Consider the following 14,880-nt stretch of genomic DNA (forward strand, 5'->3'; position numbering starts at 1 on the left):
TGCCTGAATGGCTTTCCCAAACTCATTTTAGGACGAGCAATATTCATTCATGCATAAAATACCACCCTGCCTCAAGCAATAAACCCACCGCGATCAAAATAAAAATCACAGCACAACCTCGATTAAGGTATTGCAACCTTTTTCCTTGATGCAGCCATTGTGCCAAAGTTTTTCCAGAATAGGCATAAATCAACTGCCATGTGATCTCAATTACAAAAAAACTGACAATTAAAATTAAATATTGTGGCAGAGTTGACGATGTTGTTTGTACAAATTGCGGGAAAAATGCGGCAAAAAATAAAATTGCTTTGGGGTTTGATAACGACACCCCCAGACCAATACGGAACAGCCTACTCGGCGTGGGTGCTACTTTAATGATGTCGGCACCCGACAAATCATGACTGCGTGCATGCCATGCCTGCCAACCTAAGTAAGCCAGATACAATGCACCCAATGATTTGCCGATTTCAAACCATGCAGGCCAGCGACTACTCACAATGGAGACCCCGCCAATAGATAGGCCCAATAAAATCAGCAAGCCCACACTCAATCCCAGTAAAGTGTAGACCGTTTTACGCAAACCATAATTCAAACCATACTGAAAAGCCAGCAACATATTGGGACCCGGCGTTGCCGAAATCACCACATTACTGAGCACAAACAGCCACCATGTACCCCAACCCATAGCGCACCTTCAACAATAAGGCTGCCTGAAAAACATTCAGGCAGCCTTAAATCAGTCACGGTTAATAGAAATTAGACGCCGAAATAATCCAAAATACTGTGTGCAGCATCGCGACCTTCAGCCACTGCAGTTACCACTAAGTCAGAACCTCGAGTGACATCACCCCCCGCAAAAACTTTGGCATTCGCCGTTTGTTGCTTGTGCTCGCCTTTGGCTTCTATACGACCACGGCCATCTACAGTAACACCCACAGCGTTTAGCCATGGCATGTCATGGGGTGCAAAACCAAACGCAATGATCACCGCATCACAAGGCAAAACCATCTCACTGCCAGCAACCACTTCGGCCACTCGGCGACCACGTGCATCTGGGCGCCCAATTGAGTTTTCACCAATTTAATGCCCGTTACATTACCCACCGCATTGGTTTCAATGCCTACCGGTTGCACATTAAATTGAAATTTCACGCCTTCTTCTTTGGCGTTATTGAATTCTTTTTTAGAACCCGGCATATTGGCCGCATCGCGACGATAGGCGCAAATCACTTCAGCCGCTTGCTGGCGAATAGAAGTGCGCACACAATCCATGGCTGTATCACCGCCGCCCAAAACGACCACTCGTTTACCTTGCATCGATACATACTGATCACTGGGCAAACCCATCACATGCTCGGTATTACCAATCAAAAATGGCAATGCAGAATACACGCCATTGGCTTCTTCATTTTCAATACCTGCCCGCAAGCCTTGATACGTGCCCACACCTAAAAATACCGCATCATATGTATCCACCAGCTGATTCAAGCTGATATCTTTGCCGATCTCGACTCCTAGCTTAAATTCAATACCCATTTCTCCGAATACTTGTCTGCGCCGCGTCATGACACTTTTTTCAAGCTTAAAAGAAGGGATACCAAATGTGAGCAAACCGCCGATTTCTGGTGCGCGTTCATACACTGTTACGTCAACACCATTGCGGATCAATACATCTGCACAACCCAAACCGGCTGGCCCTGCACCGATCACGGCCACTTTTTTACCCACTTTTTCGACACCACTGACATCCGGTTTCCAACCCATTTCAAAGGCTTTCTCCGTGATGTATTTCTCAACGTTGCCGATGGTGACTGCACCAAATTCTGCATTTAATGTGCAATCGCCTTCACACAAACGGTCTTGCGGGCACACACGCCCACAGACTTCAGGCAAGCTATTGGTGGCGTGCGCCAATTCAACCGCTTCAATAATACGCCCTTCATTGGCTAATCTTAGCCAATTTGGGATGTTGTTGTGTAAGGGACATTTGTTTTGGCAATAGGGATTGCCACAGGCCAAACAACGATCAGCCTGAGCAGCCGCTTGCGCATCGGTAAAATATTGATAAATTTCAACAAATTCAGACTGTCGGGTAGCCAGAGGGATTTTCGGCGGATCAACGCGCGGCAAATCAATAAACTGATACACGTTTTCTCGTTGGCTCATGGGTGTTTCCTTGAATATTTTTTTATTTATGCACAATGGCATGATTTGTATGTGCCCAGCGATTCAAGCAGCCTAGCTGGCTGCCTGAAAGCCAGATTATTGGGTTACCGCACGCAGTTCCGTGACAGTGCGACGCTTGTGCCCCAATAACGCGTTAACATCATTGGCTTTGGGTTTGACCAACACAAAGCGGTCAACATAGTTGTCCCAATCGCCCAAAATACGCTCACCCAGTGGGCTGTGTGTGTTTTCCACATGTTCGGCAATCAAACCGCGCAAATGCTCCTGATGCGTCGGCAAATCCGTAATGCTTAGGCCTTCGGTCAATTCGGTGTTCAGGCGATGGTCAAAACCGCCGTCCACATCCAATACATAAGCAAAACCACCGGTCATGCCTGCGCCGAAATTAATGCCTGTTTGACCCAATACACACACCACCCCACCGGTCATGTATTCGCAGCCGTTATCACCAATGCCCTCAACCACCACAGTGGCACCGGAGTTACGCACACCAAAGCGTTCGCCCGCTTTACCAGAAGCAAACAGTTTGCCGCCTGTAGCGCCATACAAACAGGTATTGCCAGCGATGGTGGCTTCTTCTGGTTTGAATGCGGTGCCGCCATGTGGCCGGATGACGATCTTACCGCCAGCCATGCCTTTGCCCACATAATCATTGGCATCACCTGTCAGATACAAATTAACGCCGCCAGCCAACCACACACCCAAACTTTGACCTGCCGTACCATTCAAACGAATATCAAACTGCTGTTCCAAATTACCACGATTGCCATATTTCTCGGCAATTTGGCCAGATAAAGTTGCGCCCACTGAACGATCGGTATTGTCAATGTCGTAGCTCAAGTCCACGTTACTACCGCTTGCCAACGCATCACCAATATCTTTCATGATGCTGCGATTGAGGCGCCCTTTATCAAATGGCGGGTTATTTTGAGTGCAATGCAATGCACTGCCTGCTGGTACTTTGGGCGAATACAACAAGCCACTCAAATCCAAAGTGGCGTGCTTGGGCGTAGTACCTGCAATAATTTCCAACAAATCCGTACGACCAATCAAATCCGTGAGCTTAGCAACACCTAACTGGGCCATAATTTCACGAACATCTTGAGCAATGAATTTAAAGTAATTCATGGCTTTTTCAGGCAATCCGTGGAAATGCTTGTTACGCAAAGTTTCATCTTGCGTGGCCACACCAGTCGCACAATTATTTAGATGACAAATACGCAAATACCGACAACCCAATGCTACCATCGGCCCTGTGCCAAAACCGAAGCTTTCAGCGCCCAAGATCGCGGCTTTGATAATGTCTAAACCCGTTTTGAGGCCACCATCAACTTGCAATCGCACCTTATGGCGTAGATTGTTTTCCACCAAAGCCTGTTGTGCTTCAGCCAAACCCAATTCCCAAGGGCTGCCTGCATATTTCACACTGGTCAACGGGCTTGCACCGGTACCCCCATCGTAACCAGAAATGGTAATCAGATCGGCATAAGCTTTGGCCACACCCGTAGCAATCGTACCCACACCAGGCAAAGATACCAGTTTTACAGAAATCAGCGCACGTGGGTTAATTTGTTTCAAGTCAAAAATCAGCTGCGCCAAATCCTCAATGGAATAAATATCATGATGTGGTGGCGGTGAAATCAAAGTAGCACCAGGCACGGCATAGCGCAGTTGGGCAATGTATGGAGTCACTTTATCACCCGGTAATTGGCCACCCTCACCGGGTTTAGCGCCCTGCGCCACCTTAATTTGAATCACATCGGCACTCATCAAATAAGCTGGGGTCACACCAAACCGACCAGAAGCCACTTGCTTGATGCGTGACACCTTTTCAGTGCCATAGCGTTTGGGGTCTTCACCACCCTCGCCCGAATTTGAGAAGCCACCCAAACGATTCATCGCAATGGCCAAAGACTCATGAGCCTCTGGACTCAATGCACCGATCGACATAGCCGCGCTGTCAAATCGTTGATAGAGATTTTCCGCCGCTTCAACTTTATCCAGCGCAATGGGCGTTTTATTCTCGATTTTCAAGCGCAATAAATCACGCAAAGTGGTGACTGGTCGGTTGTTCACTGCATCCGCATATAAGCGGTATTTGGCATAGTCACCAGTATTGACCGCTGATTGAAGTGTATTCACCACTTCAGGATTGTATGCATGGTATTCACCTTGCGGCTTGAACTTCAAAAAACCGCCCGAATCCAAGGATTTACTGCGCTGCCATGCGACTTTGTGAAAGCGCTGTAATTCAGCATCCAACTGCTCAAAGGTTGCTCCTTCAATGCGACTGGCCATCCCTTTAAAGCATAAATGAGCCACTTCATGATGGAAACCAATGGCTTCAAACAAACGAGCACAACGGTAAGATGAAATGGTGGATATCCCCATTTTCGAAATAATCTTGTACAAGCCTTTATTGATACCATTGCGAAAATTGGCCATGACCACACGCAAGGGCTTGGCAATCGCACCAATGCTGACCATGCGCGCCAAACTTTCATACGCCAAATAGGGGTACACAGCAGTGGCGCCCAAACCAATCAACACCGCAAAGTGGTGCGGATTGCGAGCAGAGCCAGTTTCCATAATGATGTTGGCGTCACAGCGCAAATTGGTATCGACTAAACGCTGCTGAATTGCACCTACTGACATCGGCGCAGGAATCTGGATTAAATCCTTACCAATTTTGCGGTCAGACACAATCAGCAACACTGCGCCATTTTTCACCGCATCCACTGCGGCATCACACAGTTTTTCAATGGCCTGTTCCAGCCCCATTTCTGCGGGATTGTAAACGGCATCCAAACGATGACTTTTATAGTGCGCTTCAGGCAACTTTAAAAGTTGCATCATGTCAGAGTACAACAGCACTGGTGATTTAAAATTAACCCGATGCGACATCCCTTCTGCTTCAAAAAATACACTCATTTCTCGACCAATACTGGTGGTCAAGCTCATCACGTGTTTTTCTCGCAAAGGATCGATGGGCGGATTGGTCACCTGCGCAAAATATTGGCGGAAATAATCGTAAATGAGACGGGGACGCTGAGAAAGCACGGCAAAAGGCGTGTCATCACCCATCGAGCCCACTGCTTCTTGACCGTTTTCGCCCAAAACGCGCAACACGCTTTCCATCTCTTCTTGATCATACCCAAACTGCTTTTGAAACACCGCCAATTTAGCGGGATCCAAATATGGCTCGCCCACCTGATCATCTGGCAATTGCTCAAAAGGAATCAGCGAAAGTACATTTTTATCCAACCACTCTCGATAAGGGTGCCGCGCTTTCAATTCATTATTAATGGCACTGGAATGCAGCAGCTTACCTTCCCTAGTATCAATTACCAACAATTCACCAGGGCCGACACGGCCTTTTTCCAACACTTCATCCGGCGCGTAATCCCAAATACCCACCTCAGACGCAATGGTGATCAATCCATCTTGGGTAATCACATAACGCGCTGGACGTAAACCGTTGCGATCAAGGTTGCAAGCCGCGTAGCGGCCATCACTCAACACAATGCCTGCGGGGCCATCCCAAGGTTCCATGTGCATAGAGTTGAAGTCGTAAAACGCGCGCAAAGCATCATCCATGTCTGGGTTATGCTGCCATGCCGGTGGCACCAATAAGCGCATAGCGCGGAATAAATCCATGCCACCATTCACAAACAATTCCAGCATATTGTCCAATGAGCTGGAATCAGAGCCCGTTTCATTCACAAAAGGAGCTGCCGTTTGTAAATCAGGAATCAGCGGTGTGTGGTATTTGTATGCACGCGCCCGCGCCCATGCCCGGTTGCCTGAAATGGTATTGATTTCGCCATTGTGCGCCAAATAACGAAATGGCTGAGCCAGCTGCCAGCGCGGTAAAGTATTGGTGGAGAAGCGTTGATGAAACAAACAAATCGCAGATTGCATGCGCAAGTCGGCCAAGTCTAGATAAAACTTAGGCAAATCTTTGGGCATGCACAGACCTTTATAAATGGTGACCTGATTAGACAGGCTGCATATATAAAAGTCGCGGTGGCTAATGCGTTTTTCAATGCGCCGACGCGTCATAAATAAACGCCGCTCCAAATCACGCGGCAGCCAACCCGCTGGCGCATTCACAATCACCTGACGAATAATGGGCATGTCAGCCAACGCAATCTCACCCAACACCGCTTGATTGATGGGTACTTCACGCCACATCGCTACGCCTAAGGTTTCTCGGGTCAGCTCTTCTTCAATAATGGCCTGATATTCTGTTGCCAAAGCCTCTTCATGAGGTAAAAACACCATCCCCACGGCAAAGTTCTTAGCCAAGGCAATGCCAGCTTCTTCCGCTACTGCTTGAAAAAACCGTTTCGGCATCTGCATCAACAAGCCGCAACCATCCCCAGTTTTCCCATCGGACAAAATAGCGCCACGATGCTGCATACGCGACAAACCCAAGATGGCAGTACGCACCACTTTGTGGCTTGGTTCGCCCTGTATGTGGGCAATCAATCCGAAGCCGCAATTTTCTTTTTCTAAGGTGCGATCATATAGTTTGGTCATTCCAAAACCTCTTTTGCTGGTAGTACTTTAGTAGTGTTCTTTTGGGCAAAGCAAGAGCGTTAAAATACAAAACTTTACCGCACTGCGTCAAAGTTTTTTTGCACTGCGAAACTAATTTTTTCATTTGTATGTCAGAATCATTTGAACAAATCCACTAGGTGCGTTTTTATTCAAATTACATCATGTGCCATTTTCAGCATTTTTCACCACATCCCACTAGTGAATGCCAGATTTATGGTTGATTCTCCTTTATAGAAGAACCAGCATCTATATCTCAATCCATGCGCCAGTGTACTGTGTACACAACAATGGCGCCGATTCTAGTTATCCCAAACACACCTGCCATTTAATCAGCGTTATGGGATGCCAATAAGGCCGGAAGCAAACGGACAATCCACTGCCGCAATAACATTAATTGCCCATGGAAAAAATGTCCGGCTCCCGGCACCACCACCACAGGCATGCCTTGCTCTGCAGCCCAAACCAAACCATTTTTCAAAGGGATCACATCATCATCCTCACCTTGGATCAGTAAGGTTCGCAAAGCATCAAATGCCGGTGGCGCAGGCACAGTGTATTTACCCACTGCAGGGGCAATGAGCAATAGCGCATCCGGCTTAGCGGTACGCGCCGCAAACAGTGCCACATAACCACCAAAAGAAAAACCCGACAATACAAACTGGGTGGCTTGAGGATGTTGTGCACGGGCATAATCAGCCACAGCCAAACAGTCCACCACTTCACCGCGGCCATAATCATGCTGTCCGTCACTCAATCCCACGCCCCGAAAATTGGGCAAATAGCAATGAAAGCCCAATTGCGACAAAGCTTTTGCTGCCGTTTGTACGACTTTATTGGTATTCAACCCGCCTTGCAGCGGATTGGGATGATTGATGACAGCCACACCGCGACCCATACCTTGCGCTGGCACATAAAGGGTTTCCAAACGCCCCACAGGTCCTGCTATCCACAATTGTTGCTGTTTAGCCAACATCCGAATTTTCCTCCTCTAGCGGATCCAGCAATAAACGCTCAACAGGGCGGCCTTTCGCCAAGTCCTCATCTAAGATTTCCTGTAAATCAGCGTCATCCACATAGGTATACCACCGCCCTTCAGGGTAAATCACCAAGCAAGGACCTTCGTCACAACGCCCCAAACAGCCTGATTGGCTAACACGCAGCTTGCCTGGACCAATTAATCCTTGTTTTTTGGCATGCCCTTTGATGTAATCAAGCGCACCAGCACCCACCTCGTCATCACCACAACTTTGACGACTCGGATCATTGCGTTGATTACAGCACACAAATACATGCCGTTGAAAATAAGCCATTTTGCATTCCTTTATCAAAGAGCGCCTAGATAAGCAGGCTGCCTGAAACCTTCATTCAATCAAAAGACAAGCCAGAATGATGATGGTGTTGTTGTGACTTAATCGCAGCCAACATAATGGGCAAATCCAGATCAAACTGAGCGGCTCGCTGTTGCGCGCGTTTCTTTAACGCTGCCCAATCGCGCATCGTGGGTGTTTCTTGGAAAGCCAGCACCGCCACATTGCCATGCGTTTGTGCAGGCACCATCAAAACACGATGATCAAACACTGCGCGCAAACGACGCACAAATGTCTGGAATCGTTTATCGCCCTGCCACCAATTGGTTACAAACACACCGCGATCACTTAATGCGGTGCGGCAGTCTGCAAAAAATGGCTCGCTAACCAATTCATCAATGATTTGTTCGCCATCAAACCCATCCACCAACAGCACATCCGTTTGGCCGCGCAAAACTTTCACATATTCGGCGCCATCCGCTTCAATCACTTCAAAGCGATCACTTTCAAACGGCAATTCAAACAGTCCACGGGCAATTTGGATCACTTGGGGATTGATTTCAATTGCAGTCTGGCGCGTTTCAGGCAAAAACGCATCAATCCAGCGCGCAAAAGAACCGCCACCCAAACCAATTTCAGTGATGTGTTTGGGCAACTCGTCCACGAACAACAGCCACGCCATCATGGCGCGGCTATACGACAATACCAGCTCACTGGGATTGTCCAAATTCATTGAGCTTTGTATGGTGGGCGTACCCAAGTGCAAAGAGCGAATATTGCCTTCTTCGGAAATACCCACCTCAGGCAAGGCGTGTCGCCCGGGACGCAGGCGGCGATAAGGATGTTGTGGCATAAATATCGAGAATCACGCTGCCTTTTCAGGCAGCCTTAGTGGTTTAAGCATCGGTGCCGGCCAATAAATGCAGTGCTTCCTGATATTTGGCCAATGTTTTGTCAATCACATCCGCAGGCACTTTCGGTGCAGGAGGTTGCTTATTCCAACCACTCTGCGTTAGCCAATCGCGGATAAACTGCTTATCAAATGAAGGCGGGTTGGTGCCCACTTGGTATTGGTCTGCCGGCCAAAATCGGCTGGAATCAGGGGTCAATACCTCATCCATTAACGTGAGTGTTCCGTGTTCATCCAAGCCAAATTCAAATTTGGTGTCGGCAATAATAATGCCTTTCTGGCGAGCAAATTCAGCAGCTTGTGAATACAAGGCAATGGCCTTTTCACGCACCTGGCGGGTTAATTCTGAACCCAGTAAACGTTCGCACTCAGCCAAGCTGATGTTTTCATCATGGTCTCCCACGGCAGCTTTGCTTGAAGGGGTAAAAATCACTTCCGGCAACTGCTGTGCTTCTTGCAAGCCAGTTGGCAGGGTAATGCCGCAGATGGCACCTGTTTTCTGATAATCCTTCCAGCCGCTCCCCGCCAAATAACCCCGCACAATGGCTTCAATTTTTAATGGCTCAAGCTTTTTAACCACCACAGCCCGCTTGGCCAATGCTTTGGCTTGCGCTGGTGGCAAAATATCATCAACCGTTTCGCCAGTAAAATGGTTAGGCATCACATTTTTGAGTTGTTCAAACCAAAAATTGGAAATTTGTGTGAGAATTTCGCCTTTCCCAGGAATCGGGTCATCCAAAATCACATCAAATGCCGATAAACGATCCGAAGCCACCATCAACATACGCCGGCCATCGATTTCATATAAATCACGTACTTTGCCTGAATAAATCTTTTTTAACCCCAATTCGCTCATGACCCGCCTTTCTGAATTTCAGGTGTGTATCGACTGGCGCAGCACCAAGACACAAATATGCAGATTGGCAATGTCCATACCAATATGTTAACGTTAATCGTCCTGCGCTCAAGCCAACAGCAAGACGTTTATTTTAACCGAAAATTACGTCTTTCAGGCAGCTTGTGTACTTGAAAATGGTGTTTTACCACCCAGATATTTTTCGTGGTACCCATTTTAATGCCAACATGGCCTTTAATTGTTATCTCCTGCACGAAAGGAAACCATCATGAGTAAAGATTTTGAAGCCCAGAAAAAAGAATTGATGAAGGAAGTGCGTTCCGTATTAAATGAAGTAGAAGATTTGTATGAGTCTTCTGTGGATAACGGTTCTGAGCAAGCCAAAGCGCTGAAACAAAAAGTCCAAGAAAAATTAACCAAAGCCAAAGACCACCTGTGGGACATGGAATCTACACTCACTGAAAAAGCACGTGAAACGGCAGCACGCACCGACGAATTAGTCAGGGAACAACCTTACTACGCCATGGGCGCCGCCGCTTTGACAGGTCTATTGGTGGGCTTGTTGATGAGCAGCAGTTGTAAACGTCGTTAATGGTGTGATTGATATTTCAGGCAGCCAAGTAGGTTGCCTGAAATAAATAAGCCACGTCATGAATCATTATATTGATAACCAACCACACTGGGACACACCATCATGGGCTTAGGCGATCATGCACGCCAATTTAAAAGCTGGTTAACCTATGGCAGCGAGCTGCTGTGGCTGCGCCTAAGAATGCTGCGTTTGGATGCCATTGCGCAATTGCGCAGCGTTATTTTTCTGTTTGTGGCGGCCTTGTTTTCGACGGTGGCCTTTTTTCTTGGTTTTATCAGCTTATTGTTCGCACTCAACAGCGTGCTTTCCCCTGTGGCCAAAATGTGGGTATTTTTTGGCTTAACGGGTTTGTTTTTCTTAGTGGTTATCGGTTTATTGTGGTGGGTGGCTCGACTATGGCAGCAACAGGGCCGCTTTATGGAAGACACTTTACATGCAATGGAGCAGGATTTTGCCTATCTAAACAACCGCGATACCAGCATAGGAAAGAAAAACGATGAGTAAACGCACACCCACTTGGCAGCAACAAAAAGAACTCCTCAACCTTAAAGCGGAAGTGGTGCGTTTAAAACTGGTTTCTGAACAATTAAAAAGCAGGTCCAGTCGGCAACAACCCACCCTGGATTGGTCGCGGTGGTTAGGCATGCTGGATGGCATCCCACTAACTGGATTGGCGTTTAAACTGCTCAACAAGCCCAAAAATTGGCGCAATAAAATCGTTTTGGGCGCCCTATTGAGTGCAATCACACTGTGGCGCAAACCACGTCAAGAAAACAAATAAACAATAAAAAAGAAGCAGGCATTTGCCTGCTTCTTTTTTATATTGATAATCAACTATTAAACGCCCCGCAACAAATCATTCACACTGGTTTTAGCACGGGTTTTAGCATCCACTTTTTTCACAATCACCGCACAATACAAACTGTGGCTACCATCTTTCGCCGGCAGGCTGCCTGAAACCACCACTGAGCCAGCAGGTACACGGCCATAACTGATTTCACCGGTTTCACGATCATAAATTTTGGTGGATTGACCAATGAATACACCCATTGAAATCACGCTGCCTTCTTCCACAATTACACCTTCCACAATCTCCGAACGCGCACCAATAAAGCAGTTATCCTCAATAATGGTAGGAGCCGCCTGTAAAGCTCGAGTACTCCGCCGATACCCACACCGCCACTTAAATGCACGTGCTTGCCGATTTGCGCACAAGACCCTACGGTGGCCCACGTATCCACCATGGTACCTTCGTCCACATAAGCACCAATATTCACATAAGAAGGCATGAGCACCACATTTTTAGCCACGAAACTACCGTGACGCGCTACAGCACCGGGCACCGCACGGAAGCCGGCTGCCTGAAAATCAGCCTGATTCCAAGTCGAAAATTTGGTGGGTACTTTATCAAAATAGCGGTTCACGCCATCATCAGCCAACGCATTATCAGCAATTCTAAACGACAACAGTACGGCCTTTTTCGCCACTCATTGACTTGCCAGTGTCCATTTTTTTTCTCGGCTACGCGCAAGACACCTGAGTCTAGCTGCCGAACTGTTTCCAAAACCGCTTCTTTGACTTCTGCGCTGACTGAAGTCGGGGTGATCTCAGCACGATGTTCAAAAGCCATTTCAATGGTATTTTGCAAAGACATAAACAATCCAATTCCTTATTACAGAAGTTAAGCTCAATCTTTATTTGCCCAATTATCTACCAACACTGTTGGCACAATAGGCATGTCCAAAGATTGAGGACAATATTGATCCAATGCATTTTTGAAGTCAGAAAAATCAATTTCACGGGCACCAAACCGTGCTAAATGATCGGTATGTACCTGACAATCAATCAAAGATACGCCTCGTGCGCGCAGGTAACGCACCGCATGGACAAATGCCAGTTTAGATGCATCCCGCACATGCGCAAACATTGATTCACCATAGAATACCCGGCCAATCACAATGCCATACAAGCCTCCGCTCAGGCGCCAATGCTGATATTCATCTTGTGTCCAACACTCAAATGAGCAAGCATGCCCGGCTTGGTAAAGATTGCGGTACGCCTCTTGCATTTCCGGCACCAGCCAAGTCCCCACTTGCCCTGGACGGTATGTGCGCGCGCAACGGCGAACCACTCCTTCAAAAGCGTGGTCGACAGTAATCCGATAAGTCGAATTACGCAATGTCTTCGTCAATGAGCGCGAAACTTTAAATTCTTCGGTCCACAACACCATACGCTTCGAAAACGCCCACCACATAATCGGGTGGGCATCATCATACCAGGGGAAAATACCCTGACGATAAGCGGCCAAAAACCGCGAAACCGATAAGTCGCCGCCTACTGCTACCAAGCCATCGCGCTGCTGTTGAGCCTCTTCAATATCGGGGAAAATAACTTCATCCGCTGTTAATTGAGGCAAATGAATGTTTGTTTTCATTCACACTCCACCATCACTTAATTGTATGCTAATCCAATCACAGCAAATGTTTGTCGTTTTTCTGGCAATCAGCACAAACACCATACATATATAAGGCATGGTCCACAATACGATAACCATTGGCTTTGGCTATTTTCTCTTGCAGGGCTTCAATTTCCTCACTGCAAAATTCGGTGACCTTGCCACATTTGACGCAGACAATGTGATCATGATGGCCACCACGATTCAATTCATATACCGCTTTGCCCGTTTCAAAATGATGGCGTAACAGAATGTCGGCCTGTTCAAATTGGGTCAACACCCGATAAATGGTGGCCACACCAATTTCCACACCTTCCTCCAGCAGCAACCGATAAACGTCTTCGGCACTCAAATGTTCTTCAGGGCGCGCCTCAAACAAGTCCAAAATTTTCAGACGAGGCCCCGTTACTTTCAAACCGTTGCCTTTTAATTGGGCTATATTATTATCCATGGCTGTTTCACCGCTGTTGGTCAATAATCGCTATAATACGCATTTTTAAAGCAATTGCCCACTGGCGCTTGCTCTGCGATAAATTGTATTTATCACCCTTGCCATGAGGTGTTTTCATGAAAAAAACGTTTTGCTTACTCACCGCTGCTCTACTGAGCGTGAGTGCCTGCTCAGTTGAGCGTGTCTCTAATTTCCCTTCTTATAAATTAAAAGTGGTTCAAGGCAACGAGTTGGATGCCCAAGCCATTACACAACTGCAAGCCGGGCTGAGTAAAGAACAAGTGCAAATGTTACTGGGTACGCCATTATTGCAAGACCCGTTTCATCGCGAACGCTGGGATTACGTGTTTGTCACAACCCGCAATGGACTGGTTCAAGAAAACACTGCGCTCACCTTGTATTTCAATGCAGAAGGGCAATTGATTAAAGCAGAAGGTGATGCTTTACAAAAAGCCCGTGAACAATTGACTGCACAAGCGGCCGCAGCAACACAAGCCGCAGCAGCCTCTGCAGCCCAATAAATTGGCGAGGTTACTGAACTATGTCTGAATCAGCATTAAAAATTGCTATCGCTGGCGCCAATGGCCGAATGGGGCGAGCCTTAATTGAAGCCATTGAACACAATCCCAATTGTGTCTTAAGCGGTGCATTGGAACATGACCAATCCCCCGCCATTGGACTCGACGCAGGATTTACGGTGGGCCTGAAAACTGGCATTACCATCAGCCACGATGCAATCAAAGTATTGAGTGAAAGTGACGTTCTAATTGATTTTTCGCGCCCGGCCAGCACCTTAAACTATTTAATGACCTGTGAAAAATTGAGTGTCAATGCCATTATTGGTACCACTGGTTTTGATGAAGCAGGCAAAGCAAAAATCGTGTCCGCAGCAGAAAAAATTGGCGTGGTATTTGCGCCTAACTTTAGCATTGGTGTCAACCTAACCTTTGCTTTGCTACAAACGGCAGCACGTATTCTGAATGACTACGACATCGAAATTATTGAAGCACATCACCGCCATAAAGTTGATGCGCCATCTGGTACCGCCTTGCGCATGGGAGAGGTGATTGCTGAAACATTGGGCCGAGATTTAAGAAAATGTGCAGTTTATGGACGAGAAGGCCATACTGGTGAGCGGAAAGCAGATACCATTGGCTTTTCCACCATCCGTGCCGGTGATATTGTGGGCGACCACACGGCTTTATTTGCCACTGATGGTGAACGTGTAGAAATTACCCACAAGGCCTCCAGTCGCGCCACTTTTGCCAATGGCGCAGTACGTGCTGCTTTGTGGTTGCGGCAACACCATCAAGGGTTATTCGACATGCAAGACGTGCTCGGTCTAAAGCCATAATCCGTTCCGCCTAATCACAAAATAGGTATTGGATTCTTCCGATACGAAACTACTCACCCAAAGGCCTCATTCAACAGAGGTCTTTGCGTATCCACAAATTTCCAAATGCCCACATCTACCAAGAAGACATCAGCGAATGGCTGATGGCGAGTGGCCAAAATATCGTTAATCCTGTTGGTAAACCTACCCAATTCTTTATTTTTCCT

General features: G+C 47.3%; 15 protein-coding genes and 1 pseudogene. 5 read left to right on the forward strand and 11 right to left on the reverse strand.

Features of this window, described 5'->3' with window-relative positions; all coding sequences use genetic code 11:
- Positions 1–43: 43 nt before the first annotated feature.
- The 8 genes from A2F46_RS07890 to A2F46_RS07920 all read right to left on the reverse strand — a co-directional run bounded on the left by A2F46_RS07890 (position 44) and on the right by A2F46_RS07920 (position 9,822).
- Positions 44–685, reverse strand: coding sequence for a LysE family translocator (locus A2F46_RS07890; protein WP_066568953.1), 642 nt, complete (start codon positions 683–685; stop codon positions 44–46).
- Between the two features lie 71 nt (positions 686–756).
- Entirely contained in the window at positions 757–1,008 is a 252-nt protein-coding gene (locus A2F46_RS13450; RefSeq protein WP_369796322.1) for an FAD-dependent oxidoreductase, read from the reverse strand.
- On the reverse strand, positions 984–2,207 hold the full coding sequence (locus A2F46_RS07895) for an FAD-dependent oxidoreductase (protein ID WP_369796323.1): 1,224 nt from the start codon (positions 2,205–2,207) through the stop codon (positions 984–986). The genes A2F46_RS13450 and A2F46_RS07895 overlap by 25 nt, the downstream gene beginning before the upstream one ends.
- Before the next feature lie 54 nt (positions 2,208–2,261).
- The gene (gene gltB, locus A2F46_RS07900) at positions 2,262–6,728 is read right to left on the reverse strand and encodes a glutamate synthase large subunit (protein WP_066568955.1); all 4,467 of its coding nucleotides are present in this window, start codon (positions 6,726–6,728) and stop codon (positions 2,262–2,264) included.
- A 346-nt stretch (positions 6,729–7,074) separates the two neighbouring features.
- Entirely contained in the window at positions 7,075–7,719 is a 645-nt protein-coding gene (locus A2F46_RS07905) for an alpha/beta hydrolase (RefSeq protein ID WP_369796324.1), read from the reverse strand.
- Positions 7,712–8,059, reverse strand: coding sequence for a ferredoxin (locus A2F46_RS07910; protein WP_066568959.1), 348 nt, complete (start codon positions 8,057–8,059; stop codon positions 7,712–7,714). Before A2F46_RS07910 ends, A2F46_RS07905 begins: the two co-directional genes overlap by 8 nt.
- 55 nt (positions 8,060–8,114) lie before the next feature.
- Positions 8,115–8,909: a polyamine aminopropyltransferase gene (locus A2F46_RS07915; protein ID WP_066568961.1), complete on the reverse strand. Its 795-nt coding sequence runs from the start codon at positions 8,907–8,909 to the stop codon at positions 8,115–8,117.
- A 43-nt stretch (positions 8,910–8,952) separates the two neighbouring features.
- Entirely contained in the window at positions 8,953–9,822 is an 870-nt protein-coding gene (locus A2F46_RS07920) for a phosphoribosylaminoimidazolesuccinocarboxamide synthase (protein WP_066568963.1), read from the reverse strand.
- Between the two features lie 268 nt (positions 9,823–10,090).
- Here A2F46_RS07920 and A2F46_RS07925 point away from each other — a divergent pair, with 268 nt between their 5' ends.
- From A2F46_RS07925 to A2F46_RS07935, 3 genes are all read left to right on the forward strand, one after another.
- The gene (locus tag A2F46_RS07925) at positions 10,091–10,414 is read left to right on the forward strand and encodes a YqjD family protein (protein WP_066568964.1); all 324 of its coding nucleotides are present in this window, start codon (positions 10,091–10,093) and stop codon (positions 10,412–10,414) included.
- A 102-nt stretch (positions 10,415–10,516) separates the two neighbouring features.
- The gene (locus tag A2F46_RS07930) at positions 10,517–10,918 is read left to right on the forward strand and encodes a phage holin family protein (RefSeq protein WP_066568966.1); all 402 of its coding nucleotides are present in this window, start codon (positions 10,517–10,519) and stop codon (positions 10,916–10,918) included.
- Positions 10,911–11,195: a hypothetical protein gene (locus A2F46_RS07935; protein WP_066568968.1), complete on the forward strand. Its 285-nt coding sequence runs from the start codon at positions 10,911–10,913 to the stop codon at positions 11,193–11,195. Before A2F46_RS07930 ends, A2F46_RS07935 begins: the two co-directional genes overlap by 8 nt.
- 56 nt (positions 11,196–11,251) lie before the next feature.
- Here the strand turns inward: A2F46_RS07935 and dapD are convergent.
- The 3 genes and pseudogenes from dapD to fur all read right to left on the reverse strand — a co-directional run bounded on the left by dapD (position 11,252) and on the right by fur (position 13,320).
- Positions 11,252–12,068: pseudogene (gene dapD, locus A2F46_RS07940) on the reverse strand (2,3,4,5-tetrahydropyridine-2,6-dicarboxylate N-succinyltransferase).
- Positions 12,069–12,101: 33 nt separating this feature from the next.
- On the reverse strand, positions 12,102–12,848 hold the full coding sequence (aat, locus tag A2F46_RS07945; protein WP_156471602.1) for a leucyl/phenylalanyl-tRNA--protein transferase: 747 nt from the start codon (positions 12,846–12,848) through the stop codon (positions 12,102–12,104).
- Positions 12,849–12,885: 37 nt separating this feature from the next.
- Positions 12,886–13,320: a ferric iron uptake transcriptional regulator gene (gene fur, locus A2F46_RS07950; RefSeq protein WP_066569131.1), complete on the reverse strand. Its 435-nt coding sequence runs from the start codon at positions 13,318–13,320 to the stop codon at positions 12,886–12,888.
- A 116-nt stretch (positions 13,321–13,436) separates the two neighbouring features.
- Here fur and A2F46_RS07955 point away from each other — a divergent pair, with 116 nt between their 5' ends.
- Positions 13,437–13,841, forward strand: coding sequence for an outer membrane protein assembly factor BamE (locus tag A2F46_RS07955; RefSeq protein ID WP_066568974.1), 405 nt, complete (start codon positions 13,437–13,439; stop codon positions 13,839–13,841).
- Between the two features lie 20 nt (positions 13,842–13,861).
- Entirely contained in the window at positions 13,862–14,674 is an 813-nt protein-coding gene (gene dapB, locus A2F46_RS07960) for a 4-hydroxy-tetrahydrodipicolinate reductase (RefSeq protein WP_066568976.1), read from the forward strand.
- The last annotated feature ends 206 nt before the right edge of the window (positions 14,675–14,880 follow it).

The sequence above is a fragment of the Snodgrassella sp. CFCC 13594 genome (assembly GCF_001590725.1).
In the GTDB taxonomy this organism is placed as follows: domain Bacteria; phylum Pseudomonadota; class Gammaproteobacteria; order Burkholderiales; family Neisseriaceae; genus Snodgrassella.